Annotated in this window: 16 protein-coding genes; 5 read left to right on the forward strand and 11 right to left on the reverse strand. The window is 72.7% G+C overall.

Annotated elements, in window-relative coordinates:
* Positions 1 to 8: 8 nt before the first annotated feature.
* Positions 9 to 923 (forward strand): acyl-CoA thioesterase, encoded by a 915-nt coding sequence (locus tag WIS52_RS17765; RefSeq protein ID WP_349299391.1) that lies wholly within the window; start codon positions 9 to 11, stop codon positions 921 to 923.
* On the opposite strand, the gene WIS52_RS17770 is transcribed toward WIS52_RS17765, so the two are convergent.
* Positions 924 to 1,910 (reverse strand): TIGR03617 family F420-dependent LLM class oxidoreductase, encoded by a 987-nt coding sequence (locus tag WIS52_RS17770; RefSeq protein ID WP_349299392.1) that lies wholly within the window; start codon positions 1,908 to 1,910, stop codon positions 924 to 926.
* Between the two features lie 53 nt (positions 1,911 to 1,963).
* Here WIS52_RS17770 and WIS52_RS17775 point away from each other — a divergent pair, with 53 nt between their 5' ends.
* Positions 1,964 to 3,277 (forward strand): O-acetylhomoserine aminocarboxypropyltransferase/cysteine synthase family protein, encoded by a 1,314-nt coding sequence (locus tag WIS52_RS17775; RefSeq protein ID WP_349299393.1) that lies wholly within the window; start codon positions 1,964 to 1,966, stop codon positions 3,275 to 3,277.
* The gene (locus WIS52_RS17780; RefSeq protein WP_349299394.1) at positions 3,274 to 3,768 is read left to right on the forward strand and encodes a CoA-binding protein; all 495 of its coding nucleotides are present in this window, start codon (positions 3,274 to 3,276) and stop codon (positions 3,766 to 3,768) included. Before WIS52_RS17775 ends, WIS52_RS17780 begins: the two co-directional genes overlap by 4 nt.
* A gap of 3 nt (positions 3,769 to 3,771) precedes the next feature.
* Here the strand turns inward: WIS52_RS17780 and WIS52_RS17785 are convergent, their stop codons facing one another.
* From WIS52_RS17785 to WIS52_RS17805, 5 genes are all read right to left on the reverse strand, one after another.
* Positions 3,772 to 5,073, reverse strand: coding sequence for a DUF418 domain-containing protein (locus tag WIS52_RS17785; RefSeq protein WP_349299395.1), 1,302 nt, complete (start codon positions 5,071 to 5,073; stop codon positions 3,772 to 3,774).
* A gap of 35 nt (positions 5,074 to 5,108) precedes the next feature.
* Entirely contained in the window at positions 5,109 to 5,627 is a 519-nt protein-coding gene (locus WIS52_RS17790; RefSeq protein WP_349299396.1) for a phospholipase A2, read from the reverse strand.
* A gap of 36 nt (positions 5,628 to 5,663) precedes the next feature.
* Positions 5,664 to 6,278, reverse strand: a complete 615-nt coding sequence (locus WIS52_RS17795; protein WP_349299397.1) for a peptidoglycan-binding domain-containing protein — start codon at positions 6,276 to 6,278, stop codon at positions 5,664 to 5,666.
* Positions 6,279 to 6,424: 146 nt separating this feature from the next.
* Complete coding sequence (locus WIS52_RS17800; RefSeq protein WP_349299398.1) at positions 6,425 to 7,084, reverse strand: response regulator transcription factor; 660 nt, start codon at positions 7,082 to 7,084, stop codon at positions 6,425 to 6,427.
* Positions 7,075 to 8,850 (reverse strand): sensor histidine kinase, encoded by a 1,776-nt coding sequence (locus WIS52_RS17805; RefSeq protein WP_349299399.1) that lies wholly within the window; start codon positions 8,848 to 8,850, stop codon positions 7,075 to 7,077. Before WIS52_RS17805 ends, WIS52_RS17800 begins: the two co-directional genes overlap by 10 nt.
* Before the next feature lie 307 nt (positions 8,851 to 9,157).
* Here WIS52_RS17805 and WIS52_RS17810 point away from each other — a divergent pair, with 307 nt between their 5' ends.
* Positions 9,158 to 10,144 carry a malate dehydrogenase gene (locus WIS52_RS17810; protein WP_349299400.1) on the forward strand — a complete coding sequence of 329 codons (987 nt, stop codon included), beginning with the start codon at positions 9,158 to 9,160 and terminating at the stop codon, positions 10,142 to 10,144.
* A gap of 188 nt (positions 10,145 to 10,332) precedes the next feature.
* Here the strand turns inward: WIS52_RS17810 and WIS52_RS17815 are convergent, their stop codons facing one another.
* From WIS52_RS17815 to treZ, 5 genes are all read right to left on the reverse strand, one after another.
* Positions 10,333 to 11,448 (reverse strand): ABC transporter ATP-binding protein, encoded by a 1,116-nt coding sequence (locus WIS52_RS17815; protein ID WP_349299401.1) that lies wholly within the window; start codon positions 11,446 to 11,448, stop codon positions 10,333 to 10,335.
* Positions 11,448 to 12,785 (reverse strand): ABC transporter substrate-binding protein, encoded by a 1,338-nt coding sequence (locus tag WIS52_RS17820; RefSeq protein ID WP_349299402.1) that lies wholly within the window; start codon positions 12,783 to 12,785, stop codon positions 11,448 to 11,450. Before WIS52_RS17820 ends, WIS52_RS17815 begins: the two co-directional genes overlap by 1 nt.
* Before the next feature lie 46 nt (positions 12,786 to 12,831).
* On the reverse strand, positions 12,832 to 13,677 hold the full coding sequence (locus tag WIS52_RS17825; protein WP_349299403.1) for a carbohydrate ABC transporter permease: 846 nt from the start codon (positions 13,675 to 13,677) through the stop codon (positions 12,832 to 12,834).
* Positions 13,674 to 14,630, reverse strand: a complete 957-nt coding sequence (locus WIS52_RS17830; protein WP_349299404.1) for a carbohydrate ABC transporter permease — start codon at positions 14,628 to 14,630, stop codon at positions 13,674 to 13,676. The genes WIS52_RS17825 and WIS52_RS17830 overlap by 4 nt, the downstream gene beginning before the upstream one ends.
* Before the next feature lie 178 nt (positions 14,631 to 14,808).
* Positions 14,809 to 16,548 (reverse strand): malto-oligosyltrehalose trehalohydrolase, encoded by a 1,740-nt coding sequence (gene treZ / locus WIS52_RS17835; RefSeq protein ID WP_349299405.1) that lies wholly within the window; start codon positions 16,546 to 16,548, stop codon positions 14,809 to 14,811.
* A gap of 90 nt (positions 16,549 to 16,638) precedes the next feature.
* Between treZ and WIS52_RS17840 the strand changes: the two genes are divergently transcribed.
* Positions 16,639 to 17,052 (forward strand): DUF5709 domain-containing protein, encoded by a 414-nt coding sequence (locus WIS52_RS17840; RefSeq protein WP_349299406.1) that lies wholly within the window; start codon positions 16,639 to 16,641, stop codon positions 17,050 to 17,052.
* Positions 17,053 to 17,079 lie beyond the last annotated feature (27 nt).

Consider the following 17,079-nt stretch of genomic DNA (forward strand, 5'->3'; position numbering starts at 1 on the left):
CCGATCCCGTGAGTTCCGATCCCGAGTCGCCGGCGCGGGAGACCGCCGCCGACGGCATCCCGCGCGGCCAGGCCGTCCTCGACGACCTGGTCGCGCTGCTGGACCTGGAACGGCTCGAGGACAACCTCTTCCGCGGGGTCAGCCCGCCGGTGTCGCTGCCCCGGGTGTTCGGCGGCCAGGTCGCCGGGCAGGCGCTCGTCGCGGCCGGGCGGACCGTGCCCGCCGACCGGCGGGTGCACTCGCTGCACGCCTACTTCATCCGCCCCGGGGATCCGCGGATCCCGATCGTCTACGAGACCGAGCGGATCCGCGACGGCCGGTCGTTCACGACCCGGCGGGTGCGGGCGATCCAGCGCGGCGAGGCGATCTTCGCGCTCTCCGCGTCGTTCCAGCTGGCCCAGCACGGGCTGTGGCACACCGAGCCGATGCCGGCCGGGGTCCCCGCCCCGACCGACGTCGACGACCTGGCCACCCGCTCGCTGCGCGGCGAGGGGGGATACCTCGCCCGGCTGCCCCGGCCGCTGGACATCCGGCTGATCGACGAGCCGACGTGGTCGCCGCGGCGGACCGGCCCGAGCGACGAGCCGATGCGGCTGTGGCTCCGGGCCGACGGCACGCTCCCCGACGAGGACCTGCTGCACGTCTGCCTGCTCACCTACGCCAGCGACCTGACCCTGCTCGGCTCGGTCCCGGCCCGGCACGACGTGCCCTCGACCGAGCTGCAGATGGCCAGCCTCGACCACGCGATGTGGTTCCACGAGCCGTTCCGCGCCGACGAGTGGCTGCTCTACGAGTGCTTCTCGCCGGCCGCGTCCGGTGGCCGCGGGCTCGGCAGCGGGCGCTTCTTCACCGCCGACGGCCGGCTGGTCGCCACCTGCATGCAGGAGGGCCTGGTCCGGGTGCCGGCCACGGGGAAGAGCTGATCAGCCCGTCCGCAGCGCGGTCACCAGCTCGGCGAACCGCTCGGGTGGCGGGGTCTCGCCGGGCACGGTGAACCGGAGCCGGTCGGCCGTCGCGCCCCAGCGCCGGCGCAGCCCGGCGGCGACCTCGGCCGGGTCCCCGGCGGCGCACATGAGGTCGAGCAGCTCGTCGTCGACCAGGCCGACCATGTCGTCCCAGCGGCCCTGCTTGGACAGCCGGTTCAGCTCGTCCTGCAGGTCCCCGCGGCCGTGCAGGTCGAGCACCGGGCGGTAGGCGGGGGTGGAGCCGTAGAACGAGATCCGCCGCCGGACCTCGGCCAGCTCGGCCTCGTCGAGCGCGACGAACGGCGACAGCGCGATCTCCAGCGGTGCCGCCCCGGCCGGCCGGTGCGCGGCGACCGTCGGGGCGATGACCTCCTCCAGGTAGCGTCGGGTGCAGAACGGGTGGACGAACAGGCCGTCGGCGACCTCGGCGGCGACCTTCAGCATCCGCGGGCCGACGGCGGCGAGGAACACCGCGGGCGGGCCGTGCGGGTTCTCCGGCGGCACGAACGCGGGCGTCATCAGTGAGTGGTCGTAGAACTCGCCGCGGTGCGCGACCGGCTCGTCGGTCGCCCAGCCGTCCCAGATCGCGCGCAGCGCGACGACGAACTCGCGCATCCGGTCCGCGGGACGTGACCACGGCATCGAGAACCGGCGGGTGACGTGCGGGCGGATCTGGCTGCCGAGACCGAGCACGAGGCGGCCCCGCGAGTACCGCTGCAGGTCCCAGGCCGGGTAGGCGACCGTCATCGGGGTGCGGGCGAACGCGATCGCCACCGACGGGCCGACCTGCAGCCGGGTCGAGTGCTCGGCCGCCAGTACCAGCGGGAGGAACCCGTCGGCGCGGTTCTCGCCGTTCCAGGCGCCGTCGTAGCCGATCTCCTCGCAGACCCGGACGTCCCGGGCCACGGTGTCCAGTGTGTCCCGCAGCCGTGCGTCGATCTTCACGTCACGGACGGTACCCAGAACCGCGGCGGCCCGTCAGGAGGCAGGATGGGGGAGTGGGCGACGAACATCAGCAGGACCGGGCGTGGGGCTTCCGTACCCGCGCCGTGCACGCCGGGACGGTGCCGGACGCGGCGACCGGGTCGCGGGCGGTCCCGATCCACCAGACCACCAGCTACGTCTTCCGCGACACCGACGACGCCGCCGCGCTGTTCGCGCTGCAGAAGTACGGGCTGATCTACTCGCGGATCGCGAACCCGACGGTCGCCGCGCTCGAGGAGCGCTTGGCCAGCCTGGACGGCGGCATCGGCGCGGTCTGCACGGCCAGCGGGCAGGCCGCGGAGTTCCTGACCTTCGCCGCGCTCGCCGGCGCCGGGGACCACGCCGTCGCCGCGGCCGGGCTGTACGGCGGAACGATCACCCAGCTCGACGTGACGCTGCGCCGCTTCGGGGTGGACACCACCTTCGTCCCCGGCACCGACCCGGCCGACTACGCCGCCGCGATCGCACCGAACACGAAGTTCGTGTTCTGCGAGGTCGTCTCCAACCCGGGCGGCGAGGTGGCCGACATCGCCGGGCTCGCCGAGGTGGCGCACGCCGCGGGCGTCCCGCTGATCGTCGACGCCACGCTGGCCACGCCCTACCTGTGCCGGCCGATCGAGCACGGGGCCGACATCGTCATCCACTCGGTGACCAAGTTCCTCGGCGGGCACGGCAGCACCCTGGGCGGGGTCGTGATCGACGCGGGGACGTTCGACTGGGGCAACGGCAACTTCCCGGGCATGACCGAGCCGGTGCCGTCCTACGGCGGGCTGTCCTGGTGGGGCAACTTCCAGGAGCTGGGCTTCCTCACCAAGCTGCGCGCCGAGCAGCTGCGCGACGTCGGTGCCTCGCTGTCCGCGCACTCGGCGTTCCTGCTGATGCAGGGGGTGGAGACGCTGCCGCAGCGGATGGACCAGCACGTCGCCAACGCCCGCGTGGTCGCCGACTGGCTGGCGGCCGACCCGCGGGTCGAGTACGTGACGTATCCGGCCCTGCCGTCGCACCCGCACCACGAGCGCGCCGCGCGCTACCTGCCCGACGGCCCCGGCGCGGTGTTCGCGTTCGGCGTGCGGGGCGGACGGAGCGCGGGTGCCCGGTTCATCGAGTCGGTGCAGCTGTGCAGCCACCTGGCCAACGTCGGCGACGCCCGCACCCTGGTCCTGCACCCGGCGTCGACCACCCATCAGCAGCTCACCCCGGAGCAGCTGACGAGCGCCGGTGTGCCGGCCGACATGATCCGGATCTCGGTCGGCCTGGAGGACCCGGACGACATCATCTGGGACCTCGACCAGGCGCTGACCGCGGCGAGCAAGGGAGAAGGCGCATGACCTGGGAGAACCCGTCCGCCGCGCGGCGCGCGCAGATCCTCTCGGAGACCCGGACCGTCGCGATGGTGGGGGCGTCGCCGAACCCGTCGCGGGCCAGCAACTTCGTCGCCACCTACCTGCTCGGCTCCACCGGGTTCGAGGTCTACTTCGTCAACCCGATGGCGGACGAGATCCTCGGCCGGCCGGTGTACCCGTCCCTGGACGCGTTGCCGGTCGTCCCGGACCTGGTCGACGTGTTCCGCAAGCCCGCGGACCTCGGCGGGGTCCTCGACGAGGTCCTCGCGCTGCGTGGGACGGCGGAGCAGCCGCTCCCGCGCACCTTCTGGCTGCAGTTCGGGCTGTTCGACGAGGACCTGGCGCGCCGCGCGGAGGAGGCCGGGCTCGAGGTCGTGATGGACCGCTGCCTCAAGGTCGAGCACGCCCGGTTCGCTGGCGGCCTGCACCTGGCCGGGTTCAACACCGGCGTCGTCACCTCCCGCCGCCGCACCTGAGCGTCAGCCGGGCTCGGGAGCGTCCGGCCGCCGGGCGGCGCGGCCGCGGCCGTCGGTGAGGCGGCGGAGGGCCACCTCGGCGGGGCCCCGCCACCCGGCGCGGGCCGACGCGGCGGCCACCAGCACGCTCACCAGCCACACGCCGATCCCGCACAGCGTCGCCGCCCACACCGGCAGCCCGGACCCGAGCCCGAGCGTCCACGCGGGGAACAGCGCCACGAACGCCACCGACTGGGCCAGGTACGCCGACAGCGACCGCTGCCCGGTCGCCAGCAGCGCCCGCCCGACCGGGCCCGGACCGGCTCCGGCGGGCGTGTGAGCGCCGGCGGCGGGCGAGACCGGGATCGGGACCGTGGCGTGGGTGCTCGACGCACCGGCGTCGGTGCCCGGTGACCCGGCGCCGGCGCGGGTGGTGCGGCTGCCGGACCGCGCCCAGCGCCCGGCCACCAGGCCGGCGATCGCGGCGTAGCCGGCCCCGGCGGCGTAGCCGGACACCGCGTGCGCCCCGCCGGCCAGCAGCGCGGGCCCGAGCGACGGCGTCCACACCCCGGCGGCGACGAGCGCCAGCGGCAGCCCGCCCGCGATCCCGGCGCCCGCCCCGGCAGCGGCGAGCCAGGTCAGCGGACGCCGGTGGCGCACCGGGTCGTCGAGCCAGCCGGCCCGCGCCAGGAGCACTCCGGCAGCGACCGCGCCGGCCAGCGCGAGCGCGTTCACCGGCAGGTAGCCGAACAGCCACTCCCCGAACCGGTCCGCGGCCGCTGCGAACACCGAGGGCTCGACCAGCGACGGCGACGACGACGCGACGTCGGCATCGGTCAGCGCCACCGGCAGGTGCAGCAGGCAGGCCACGGTGACGGTGCCGGCCGCCGTCGCGACCAGGGCCGTCGTGCTGCCGCGCACCAGCAGACCGGCCAGCAGCACCGCGAGCAGCCCGTAGGCGGCGACGACGTCGCCGGACCACAGCAGGACCGCGTGCGCGGCACCGATCGCGAACAGCGCGAGACCGCGCCGCCGGACGAGAGCCGCCCCCTCGTCCGGGTCGCCGGTGGCCCGTCGGCGGGCCAGCGTGACGGCGCCGTAGCCGAACAGCAGCGCGAACATCGGGTACGCCCGGCCGTCGACGAACACCAGCTGCACCGCGGCGACCAGCCCGTCCGCACCGGTGAGGTCGCGCGGATAGCCGCGCACCCCGATCCCGCGGTCGGTCACGAAGGTGTGCGCGTTCGCCACCGCGATCAGCAGCAGGACGGCGCCGCGCGCGAGATCCGGGGCGGGGGAGCGGTCTGCGACCGCGCGGCCGGGCACCACGGTGACGCTACCGGCGTCCTCCGGCCGGTCGATCAGGAGTAGAAGGAGTCCTTGGCCTCCTTGGCGTTGCGCACAGCGGCGAACACGTGTGCGGCCTGCCCGTCGCAGAAGATCCGGTTGTACGTCTGCCACGGCTTGGAGAAGCTGCGTGCACAGGTCCGACGCATCTCCTCGGAGAACCTCCTGTCGATCCAGGCCCGGGTGTCCTCGTTCGGGCCGAGGTGTAGCCCGCCGGTCTCGAGGCCGTAGTTCCGGTAGCCGAAGTCGTGCTGCTCGCACGCTTTCTCGAAGAGGTCGCGATAGATCCAGCGCACCTCCTGCGGTCCGCTGCAGCCGTCGTCGGTCCAGTTGAAGGCGGTCGGGTAGGCGACGTTCGCCTTGTGATCGACGAAGGTCTGATAGTCCATCGACATGATCCGCCGGGCCTCGTCCCGCAGCGGGTCGGACTGGGCGGCCTGGGCCGGGGCCGCGACCGTCACGGCCAGTGCGAGAGCAGCCGCGGTCGCGGCGGAGAACGCCGCGAGACGGCGTCGCAGGGTGGTGCGGGGCATGGTGTGCTCCTCGGGTAGAGATGGGGGAACGGGGGATCAGAGGTCCCAGAGCGCGCACTTGAAGATGCTGGGCACGCTGAGCAGCTTCTTGCCGAGCTGCCGTGCCCCCTGCTTGGCGGCACCGGCGGCGGTCTCCTCGTCGAGGATCTTCTTGACGGCCCTGCGGGTCGCCTCGTCCGCGCACTCGACGGCCGACCTGCCACCGGCGACGACGCCGCCGGTGTCGAGGCAGGTGCCGTTGTGCCGGACCTGGCGCTGGCCGCACGGCTGGAGCGGCGCCGGCCGCGGCGAGGCGACCCCGCCCTGACGCGCCACGGCGGCGACGTGGTCGAGGAGCCGCAGCGTCTCGGGGCCGGCGATGCCGTCGGCGCCGAGGCGGTTCCGCCCCTGGAAGTCCAGCAGCGCGATCCGCGTGCCGGGCCCGAAGCGGCCGTCCTCGGTGAGGCCGTACGGAGCGCCGGTGTCGTTGAGCGCGGCCTGGACCATCGCGGAACACGGACCGACGTCTCCTTCGGAGACGCGGCCGCAGTCGACCAGACGGGTCGGACCGGGCTGGGCGACGGCGGCGGTGGGAACGGCGGCGAGGGCCGTCGGAGCTGCGCCGACGGTGACTGCGGCGAGGATCGCGGTGAGCACGAGGGTGCGGCGCATGTCGTTCCTCTCGGGGGACGAGACGAGGGGGAGGAGATCGTGTCGGCACCGACGCTAGGGCGGTGAGGGGGGCTCGCGAATCCGCGATGTCCCGCGATCGGGGGCGGGGGAACCCGCGCCCGGTTGGTCCTTTCGGAGCAATGGAGTCACGGCGGCGGCATGCCGTCCCGGAGCCAGGCGAGTACGGCGAGGACGCGACGGTTGCCGCTGCTGTCGTCCGGAATGGACAGTTTGGTGAACACCCGCGCGGCGTAGGTCTCGACCGTCCGTGCGCTGATCCCCATCTCCTCGGCGACCCCGGCGTTCGATCGTCCTTCGGCCATCAGGCGCAGAACCTCGCGCTCACGCTCGGCCAGATCGGTCACCGCACTGCGGGCGACCTCGCGCCGGAGCAGCCGCGCGATGATCTCGGGGTCCACGGCGGGCTTCCCCGCGATCACCGTGTGCAGCGAACGGACCAGCACGCCCACGTCGTCGACCCGGTCCTTGAGCAGGTAACCGACCCCCTGCTGCGGGATCCGCATCAGGCGCATCGCGTACGAGGTCTCGCCGTAGGTCGACAGCACCAGAACCCCGACCGCCGGGTGCAGGGCCTTGATCCGCTCGGCGGTGTCCAGACCCTCCTCGGTGAGCGTCGGCGGCATCCGCACGTCGACGATCACGGCGTCGGGCGGATCGTGGTCGACGAAGGCGACGAGCTCGGCCCCGTCCCTGGCCGCATGGACGACCTCGACGTCGGCGTTGACCAGCAGCCGGGTCAGGCCGTCGCGGAAGATGCCCGAGTCGTCGGCGATCGCTACGCGCATGGCAACGAGACCTCCACCCGCGTCCCGCCACCGACGGGACTGCACACCGTCATCGATCCTCCGATCGCCCGGGCGCGGTCGCGGATCCCGGCCAGACCCGTGCCGTCGGACGGGCAGGCGCCGCCGGTGCCGTCGTCGACGACCCGGATCGCGAGCGTGTCGGGCTCGACCTCGATGTCCACGCGGACGACCGTCGCCGCGGAGTACTTCATGGCGTTGGTCAGCGCCTCGCAGGCGACGAAGTACGCGGTGCTCTCCACGGCGGCGTCGAAGCGCCGGTCCGGGATGGACGACACGATCCGCATGTCCAGTCGTTCGATCACGCCCTCCAGCGCCGGCCGCAACCCCGACTGGGTGAGAATCGGCGGCGAGATCCCGCCGGCGAGCCGGCGCAGCTCGTCGGTGGCCGCGGTCAGATCGTGTTGTGCCTTCCGGATCGCGGCATGCGCGACGCTTCCCGCCTCGACCTGCCGCCGGGCCTCGCCCAGACTCATCCGGGCGGCCCACAGGGTCTGCTGGGCACCGTCGTGCAGATCCCGCTCGATCTTGCGCCGACCGGTCGACTCGGCGTGTGTGAGGCGGATCGCCGCGGCCTGCAGCTCGCGCAGCTGTTCGCGTAGGTCGGCCTGCAACCGGGTGTTCTCCAGAGCGAACCGGCACGCGGCGACCGCCGGCGCGACGAGGCCGGGATGCCGGCGCAGCGACGGATCGCAGACGATCACGGCGAGCGGGGCGTCGTCGCCGGTGCGGACCTCGACGGGGAAGCGGCCCTCGGTCGGCGGCACCTCGGCCGGGTGGGCGTCGACGTCGACGAACACGGCGCGCTCGGGCAGCCAGAACCACACCGTGAGCGTCGGGTCGGGCAGGCTACGACGCAGCTCGTCCTGGACCGCCCGCGGTTCCGGCGAGTCGACGAGCTGCACCACCAGGTCCGCCAGTGCGGCGCGCGCGAGGCGGCGCTGCATCGCGCTGGTGAGGAAAGCGATCGGGGTGAACAGGGCGGCGATCCCGATCACCGCGCGGAGCACGTCGACGGTCTCGGCGGAGACGGGGCCGAACCGCGCGAGCAGGTAGGCCGATCCGGACAGCATGACCGTGGCAGCGGCCACCATCCCGGGCACCGCGTCGATCCGGTCGACGCTGTGCGAGCGCTGCACCTTCAGCGTCAGCGGGACCAGCACCAGCACGGCGACCACGACGAGTCCGACGTCCGCGACCTGCGCTCCGCTCCGGAACAGATCGGCGTCGGGGGCGAGAGCCGGCCACCAGGCGGCGGGGCCGAAACCGTCGCCGATCCAGGCGGGCGACGACACCGTGGCGAGCAGCAGTTTCGGGAGCACGACCCAGCCGGCGAGCAGGGCGACGTAGGTCCGGTCCCACCAGCGCGCGAGCCGCGGTCCGGGATAGCGCAGCAGTGCGTAGATGCCGAGCACGAACCAGAGGTATCCGCCGACGTAGGACAGCAGCGCGACCGGCCCGACCTGCCAGTGCGCGGGCCAGGACCACCAGTACGAGACGACGTAGAACCCGGCCGCCCCCACCAGTGCGACTCCGGTGCCGCGTTGCCCCCGTTCGCCGAACAGCAGGAGGCCGGTGGCGGTGAACGTGATCGCCACCATGATGTTGACCAGTCCGATCACGACGCTCTCGCGCAGCAGAGGGGCGAACGAGGCACCGGCCAGGACCGCGGCGCCGAGTGCACCGGCTCCGGGGATCAGCCAGCCGCGGGGGTGGTGCCGCAGCGGAGACTCCGCCCTCGAGTCCACGACGAATCTCCGGTCCCCGGCCTCGGTCCACGACGCACCGGGCGGCGAGTCGGAAGCACGCGCCTCGACCCGACCGTCCGTTGTGGATCGGTAGCGGGCGTAGCGGTGTGTCATGTGGAGGGTCGACCTCCCGGTCGTCGGCGTTACGGTGTCGCCATGCTCGCCCGATCCGGGGCGCCCGGCTGCCGGGGAAACACCGACGTCTCGTTCGCAAACGGCCCATGCGGGATGTGCTTCCGACCACCTGTATCGATCGGTGTGCTCCCCGTCGCGGCGCTCCCGCCGCGACGGGGCTAGGGTCCTGCGCGTGTCTGCTACCCCCGTTACCGTCACCGTCACCGGAGCCGCTGGCCAGATCGGTTACGCGCTGCTCTTCCGGATCGCCTCCGGGCAGCTGCTGGGGTCCGACACCCCGGTCAAGCTGAACCTCCTGGAGATCCCGCAGGCGGTCAAGGCCGCCGAGGGCACCGCGATGGAGCTCGACGACTGCGCGTTCCCGCTGCTGCGCGGCATCGACATCTTCGACGACGCAGGAGCCGCCTTCTCCGGCACCAACGTCGCCCTGCTGGTCGGCGCCCGCCCCCGCACCAAGGGCATGGAGCGCGGCGACCTGCTCGAGGCCAACGGCGGCATCTTCGGCCCGCAGGGCAAGGCCATCAACGACGGCGCCGCGGACGACATCCGCGTCCTGGCCGTCGGCAACCCGGCCAACACCAACGCTCTGATCGCCCAGGCCTCCGCGCCGGACGTCCCGGCCGAGCGGTTCACCGCGATGACCCGCCTCGACCACAACCGCGCGCTGGCCCAGCTGGCCAAGAAGCTCGACGTGGGCCTCGACGACATCAAGAAGCTCACGATCTGGGGCAACCACTCCGCCACCCAGTACCCGGACCTGTTCCACGCCGAGGTCGGCGGCAAGATCGCCGCCGAGCAGGTCGAGCGGGAGTGGCTGGAGAACGACTTCATCCCGACCGTCGCCAAGCGCGGCGCGGCGATCATCGAGGCCCGGGGCGCGTCCTCGGCCGCGTCGGCCGCGAACGCCGCGATCGACCACGTCCACGACTGGGTCAACGGCACCCCGGCCGGCGACTGGACCTCCGCCGCGATCCCCTCGGACGGCTCCTACGGCGTCCCCGAGGGCATCATCTCCTCGTTCCCGGTCACCTCGGAGAACGGCTCCTGGAAGATCGTCCAGGGCCTGGAGATCGACGAGTTCTCCCGCGGGCGGATCGACGCGAGCGTCGCCGAGCTCGGCGAGGAGCGCGACGCGGTCGCCAAGCTCGGCCTGATCTGAGCCGTCCCCCGACGCACGACCCGGCCGCGATCACCCCAGGTGGGTGGTCGCGGCCGAGTGCTGTCCCGGGTCCTCACCGCCCGGAGGACTGGCAAGATCGCCGTCCGGGTTCCGGTCGATGCCATCCGTGGCACCGACCGGAACCCATTCCATGATCTTCGCCGGCCAGCCCGGTCAGGACAGCCCGGTCAGGCCAGCCGGGCGCCGGACTCGCCGTCGAACAGGTGCGTGCGGTCCGGGTCCGGTACCAGGCGCAGCGACGCGCCCCGCTCCGGCGGCGTCCGCGGGTCCACCCGGGCGATGAGGGCGGTCCCGTCGGCGGCGGCTGCGGTCGAGCTCGCACGCAGGGTGCCGTAGACGTAGGCGTCCGCCCCGAGCTCCTCGACGACGTCGACCACGATCTCCAGCCCGTCCACACCCTCGCCGGCCGGTCGCAGGTCCTCCGGCCGGATCCCGACCGTCACCGAGCCCGAGTGCGCGACCCGGGGCAGTGGGATGGAGACCCCGCCGAGCGAGACCGCAGCCCCGGACACCGCAGCCCCGGACCTCGCAGCCCCGGACACCGGCACGGTCACCAGGTTCATCGCCGGCGACCCCACGAACCCGGCGACGAACGCGTTCACCGGCCGGCTGTAGAGCTCCCGCGGCGTCGCGCACTGCTGCAGCACCCCGCGGTCGAGCACCGCGACCCGGTCACCCATCGTCATCGCCTCCACCTGGTCGTGGGTGACGTAGACGGTGGTGACCCCGAGCCGGCGCTGCAGCCCGGCGATCTGCGTACGCGTCGAGACCCGCAGCTTGGCGTCCAGGTTGGACAGCGGCTCGTCCATGCAGAACACCGCGGGCTCGCGCACGATCGCCCGGCCCATCGCCACCCGCTGGCGCTGCCCGCCGGACAGCGCCCGCGGCTTGCGGTCCAGCAGTGCCGACAGGTCCAGGATCTCCGCCGCCTCGCCCACCCGCCGCGCGATCTCCTCCCGCGGGCGGCCCGCGTTGGTCAGCGCAAACCCCATGTTCTGCGCCACCGTCATGTGCGGATACAGGGCGTAGTTCTGGAACACCATCGCGATGTCGCGGTCCTTGGGCCGGACGTCGGTGACGTCCCGCTCGCCGATCCGGATGGCGCCGCCGTCGACGTCCTCCAGCCCGGCCAGCATCCGCAGCGACGTCGACTTGCCGCACCCGGACGGGCCGACCAGGACCAGGAACTCGCCGTCGGTGATCTCCAGGTCCAGGGCGTCGACGGCCGGGGTGTCCGAACCCGGGTAGCGCCGGGTCGCCGTCTCGTAGCTGACGGCGGCCATTACAGGTTCGGCGCCACGTCGCCGTCGTAGATGCCTGCCAGCGTCCCCTTGAGCGTGGTCAGCTCGGCCTGGACGTCGGCCTGCTGGGTGAGGATGTTCGCGCAGGCCCGCGCGATCTCGCCGTCGGCGCCCGGGAAGAACGCCCGGGCCCGGTCCTGGGTGCGGGTGACGTCGAGCTGGTCGAGCGCGACCTGGCGCAGCGCGGTCTCGGCGAGCAGCGGCGCGACGTCGGCCGACTCGCGGACCGGGAGGTAGCCGGTGGCCTGGGACAGCGCGACGGTGTTCTCGGGCGAGGTGAGGAACGCCGCGAAGGTGGCCGCGGCGAGCTGGCGCTCCGGCTCGATCCCGGCCGGGATGCCGACGCCCGCCCCACCCGTCGGGCAGACCGGTCCAGATACCGAGCCGGCCGGCAGGAACCCGGCGCCGACGTCGAAGTTCGACGACTCCAGCACGGTCACCAGGCTGCCGGTGGAGCCGATCGTGGCGCTGACCGCGCCGGCGGAGAGGTCGGTGGTGCCGTCGGTGCCCGCGACGCCGGCCCACCGTCCGGTGTAGACCGCGTCCTGCAGGAACTGCATGGCCCGGACCGACTCGGCCGAGTCGCAGGTGACGTCCCACTCGTCGCTCCACGCGCCGCCCTCGCCCCAGAGGTTGTTCTGGAACGACCAGCCCGCGTAGTCGGCGAGCGCGGGCAGCTGGAAGGCGTTCTGCGTGCCGTTGCCGGCGCCCTGCAGGCGAGGGCCCCACTCGGCCATCTCGGCCCAGGTCTCCGGGGCACGGTCCGGCAGCCCGGCGGCGGCCCAGTGCGCCTTGTTGTAGTAGAAGATCGGCGTCGAGCGGGCCCAGGGCAGCGCCCACAGCCTGCCGTCGTAGCGGTAGTCCTCGATGAGCCCCTGGCGGTAGTCGGCGGTGTCGATCCCGACCGCCTCGATCAGCGGGTCCATCGGGACGATCGAGCGCTGCATGTAGTAGCGGAACCACCACACGTCCGACAGCAGGACCAGGTCCGGCAGGGTGCCGCCGGCCTGCGCGGTCTGGAACCGCTGGGCGATCTCCTCGTAGTTCTGGCCCGCGGTCACCAGGTTGACCCGGATGTCAGGGTTCTGCTGGTGGAAGCGCTCGATGATCTGCCGGGACACCTCCTCGGAGCTGCCCGGGTTGCTCGACCACCAGGTGATCTCGCCGGCCGGCGTCACGCCGGAGTAGTCGATGTCGCCTCCCGTGTCGCCGGCGCCGCCGGAGGTGGAGGGACCGCCGCAGGCCGCGAGGGCGGCGGTGGCGCCGGCCAGGCCGGCGAACTTGAACAGGGAGCGCCGGTCGACGGACGGAGCGCGCATGGCGAGGTGTTCCTTTCGAGGGGTGGGCGGGGGAGGACCGAACGGCTCAGTCCTTGACCGCGCCCTGGGTGAGGCCGGCGATGATGTGTCGCTGGAGTGCGATGAAGACGATGAGCACGGGGACGATGACGGCGACCGACCCGGCCATCAGCTGCCCGTAGGCCGCGGCGCGGTTGTCCACGTTGGCCAGCAGGGTGAGTCCCACGGGGAGCGTCATCATGTCCGGCCGGGAGACGATCACGAGCGGCCAGAGGTAGTCGTTCCACTCGTTGACGATGGTGACCAGCGCGACCGTGGCCACGGTCGGCCCGGACACCGGCAGCACCACCCGGGTCAGCCGCCGCCAGTGCCCGGCGCCGTCCAGCTCGGCCGCCTCGAGCAGGCTCGGCGGCAGCGTCCGGAAGTGCTGGCGCATCAGGAACGTCCCGAACGCGGTGCCCAGACCGGGCAGGATGATCCCCCAGTAGGTGTCGGCGCCGCCGAACGCGGTGATCAGCGTGTAGTTCGGCAGCAGCGACACCTGCGGCGGGACCATCAGCGTCACCAGCAGGCCCGCGAAGATGACGTTCTTGAACGGGAACCGGACGAACACCAGGCCGTAGGCGGTGAGGATCGCCAGCGCGACCTTGATCGCCGAGCCGATCGTGGTCACCAGCACCGAGTTGACGAACACCTGCGCGAACGGCAGCCGGTCGGTGGCCGTGGCGTAGTTCGTCCACGTCGGGTCGGCCGGGAACAGCTCCGGCGTCCGCGTGATGATCTCGGGCAGCGGCTTGAACGAGGAGAACACCATCCAGAGCAGCGGGAACACCACGACGATCACGGCGAGCAGCAGCGGCACGTAGGCGCTCAGCGCGGCGTCGGCGAGCTTGCGGGGAGTCAGAGCTCTCACGCGTAGTGCACCCGCTTCTCCATCCAGCGCAGCTGCACCATCGTGAAGACCACGAGCAGCGCGAACAGGATCGTGGACACCGCGGCCGAGTAGCCGCCGCGGTTGTAGCCGCCGAAGGCCTGCAGGTACGCCTCGTAGATCAGCGTCGTCGTCCCGCGACCGAGCGGCGTCATGATCCGGATCAGGTCGAACGCCTGCAGCGAGTTCAGCACGCTGGTGACCAGCAGGAAGAACGTCGTCGGCGACAGCAGCGGCAGGACGACCTTGACGAACGTCCTCCTCGGCGACGCGCCGTCCAGCGCGGAGGCCTCCAGCAGGTCACGCGGGATCGACTGCAGGCCCGCCAGGTAGATCACCGCGGCGTAGCCCATGTTCTTCCACACGTAGACGACGCAGATCATGACCAGCGACAGCGTCGGGTCGTTGAAGAAGTCCGGGGCGGTCCCGCCGAAGGCCCGCAGCACCGAGCCCAGCACGCCGATCGTCGGGTCGAACACGAACAGCCAGACCAGGCCGACGCCGACGCCGGAGAGCACGTACGGCGAGAACACCGCGGCCCGCGCGACGCCGGTCCCGGGCACCCGCCGGTTCAGCGCCAGCGCGATGAGCAGGCCCAGCACCATCGACCCGCCGACGGTGACGACGGTGAACACCAGTGTCGTCCACAGGATCGTCACGCTGGACGGCGAGGTCAGGAACCGGACGTAGTTGTCCAGGCCGACGAAGGTCGCCGTCTGCGAGCCCAGGGTCCAGTTCAGCAGCGAGTACTGGATGTTCGTCAGCACCGGCCGGTAGGCGAAGGCGATGATCAGCGCGACGTTCGGCAGGACCAGCGCCAGGAAGACCCAGAAGTCATGCCGGTCCCGGGCGGAGAACCGGCGACGGCGGCGGGGCGGCCGGTCCGGTTCCCGGCCGGTGGGTGGAGCCCCGGGTGGGGCGGCAGTGGACGTCATCGGACCTCGCGGAGGGCGCGTCGGGCGGGGGAGATCGCGTCCTCGCGACCGACGCGACCCTGACAGCCCGGTGTGGACGGTCCGTGGCGTCCGTCATGCGTCCGGGTGAATGGCGCGTGGCACCCGTGAGTGCTTTTCGTGGTCCCGGCAACGAAAAGCACTCACAGGTGCGCAGCGCCTACAGCCGGCAGATCGCGAACGCCTCCGCCGGGACGGTGAACGAGTCGTCCTCGCTGCGGGTGGGCTCCGAGGCGAGCAGGATCCGGGTGATCGTCGACCCGAGCGAGAGGGTCACCGGGTCCGGGCCGAGGTTCACCACGACCCGCATCGCGCCCCGGTTCACCACCAGCGTCCGGGCCTCGGCGTGCACGTCCACCCCGACCGAGTCCAGCCACGGGTCGGAGAGCTCCGGCCAGGCGCGGCGCAGCGCGATCAGCTCCCGGTGCATCCGCAGCAGGGTGGCGTGCGGCTCCTTCTCCGGCTCGGACCAGTCCAGCTTCGAGTCCAGGAACGTGGCGTCCGCGTTCGGGTCCGGCACCTCGGCGGAGTCCGCCCAGCCGTGGTCGGCGAACTCGGAGCGGCGGCCCTCCCGGACGGCCTTCTGCAGACCGGGGTCGGGGAACCGGGAGAAGAACTGCCACGGCGTCCGCGCGCCCCACTCCTCGCCCATGAACAGCATCGGGGTGAAGCCGGAGGTGAACACCAGCGCCGCGCCGCAGGCCAGCAGCCCCGGCGACAGCGTGTGGGTGAGCCGGTCGCCGGTGGCCCGGTTGCCGATCTGGTCGTGGTTCTGCAGGTAGGTGACCAGCCGGCTGCCCGGGACCCGGGCGGTGTCGATCGGGGCGCCGTGGCTGCGCCCGCGGAACGACGACCAGGTGCCCTCGTGCAGGAACCCGCGGGTGAGCACGTGCGCGAGCCCGTTCATCCCGGCGTCGGCGAAGTCGCGGTAGTAGCCCTGGCCCTCGCCGGTGAGCACGGTGTGCAGCGCGTGGTGCACGTCGTCGCACCACTGGGCGTCCAGGCCGTAGCCGCCGCCCTCCCGCGCGGTGATCATCTTCGGGTCGTTGAGGTCGGACTCGGCGATCAGCGACAGCGGCCGCCCGACGTGCGCCTCCAGCGCGGTGACCTCGACGGCGAGCTGCTCCAGGACGTGCTGGGCGCGGGTGTCGCGCAGCGCGTGCACCGCGTCGATCCGCAGCCCGTCGACGTGGAAGTCGCGCAGCCACATCAACGCGTTGTCGATCACGAAGCGGCGGACCTCGTCGGACCCGGTGCCGTCCAGGTTCAGCGACGGGCCCCAGATGTTGGAGCCGGCGAAGTACGGGCCGAACCGGTCCAGGTAGGCGCCCGAGGGCCCGAGGTGGTTGTAGACGACGTCGAGCACCACGCCGAGCCCGCGGGCGTGGCAGGCGTCGACGAACCGCTTGAACGAGTCGGGGCCGCCGTAGTTCTCGGTGACCGCGTACCAGCCGACGCCGTCGTAGCCCCAGTTCACCGGGCCGTCGACGGCGTTGACCGGGAGCACCTCGACCAGGTCGATCCCCAGCGAGACCAGGTGGTCGAGCCGGCCGATCGCGGCGTCGAAGGTGCCCTCGTCGGTGAACGTGCCGATGTGGCACTCGTAGAGCACCGAGCCGGCCAGGGTGCGGCCGGTCCAGGCGTCGTCGGTCCACCAGAACGACTCGTGGTCGTAGACCCGGGACCGCTCGTGGACGCCGGCCGGCTGCCAGAGCGAGCGCGGGTCCGGCAGCGGCGCCGGGTCGTCGTCGAGCAGGAAGGCGTAGTCCGTGCCGTGCCCGTGGTCGGGCAGCACGGTGCGCCACCAGCCTCCGGCGGCGGGCTGCAGCGGGTGCCGGTCGTCGCCGACCTGCACGCTGACGCGGTTCCTGTCGGGGGCCCACACGGCGAACTCCGTCACGGGGACCGATCCTCCCGTACGCGGGCCCGGACGTGCCCGTCCGGGCGGGAGTGGCGACGGTCACCGGCGAAGGTTCTACGCTGCATCGTCATGACCGACCCGGACAGCGAGACGGACACCGACCAGAACGCACAGCTCCAGCCCGAGGACACGCTGGCCGATCCCGACCTCGTCGACGTCCTCGACGAGGGGTACTCGCCGCCGGAGCGGCCGTGGAACACCCGCGACGACGAGACCCTCGACGAGCGGCTCGCCGACGAGATCCCGGATCCCTGGAACGCCGAGGACCCGGCACTCGTGCGCGACGACCAGGAGCCCGAGATCCTCGACGAGGAGACGGTCGAGGTCGGCGACCGGCGGGCGGGCCGCCTCACCATCGACGAGGCCTCGTTCGACGGCAGCGACGGCGGCGAGGAGCAGATGGTCGCCGGGGACGCCGGCATCGACGGCGCCGGCGCCTCCGCCGAGGAAGCCGCTGTCCACGTGGTCGACGACGAGGAATAGCCGCCCGCGAGAGGTACACCAGCGCTG

It is taken from the genome of Pseudonocardia nematodicida (genome assembly GCF_040105385.1).
Taxonomy (GTDB): Bacteria; Actinomycetota; Actinomycetes; order Mycobacteriales; family Pseudonocardiaceae; genus Pseudonocardia; species Pseudonocardia nematodicida.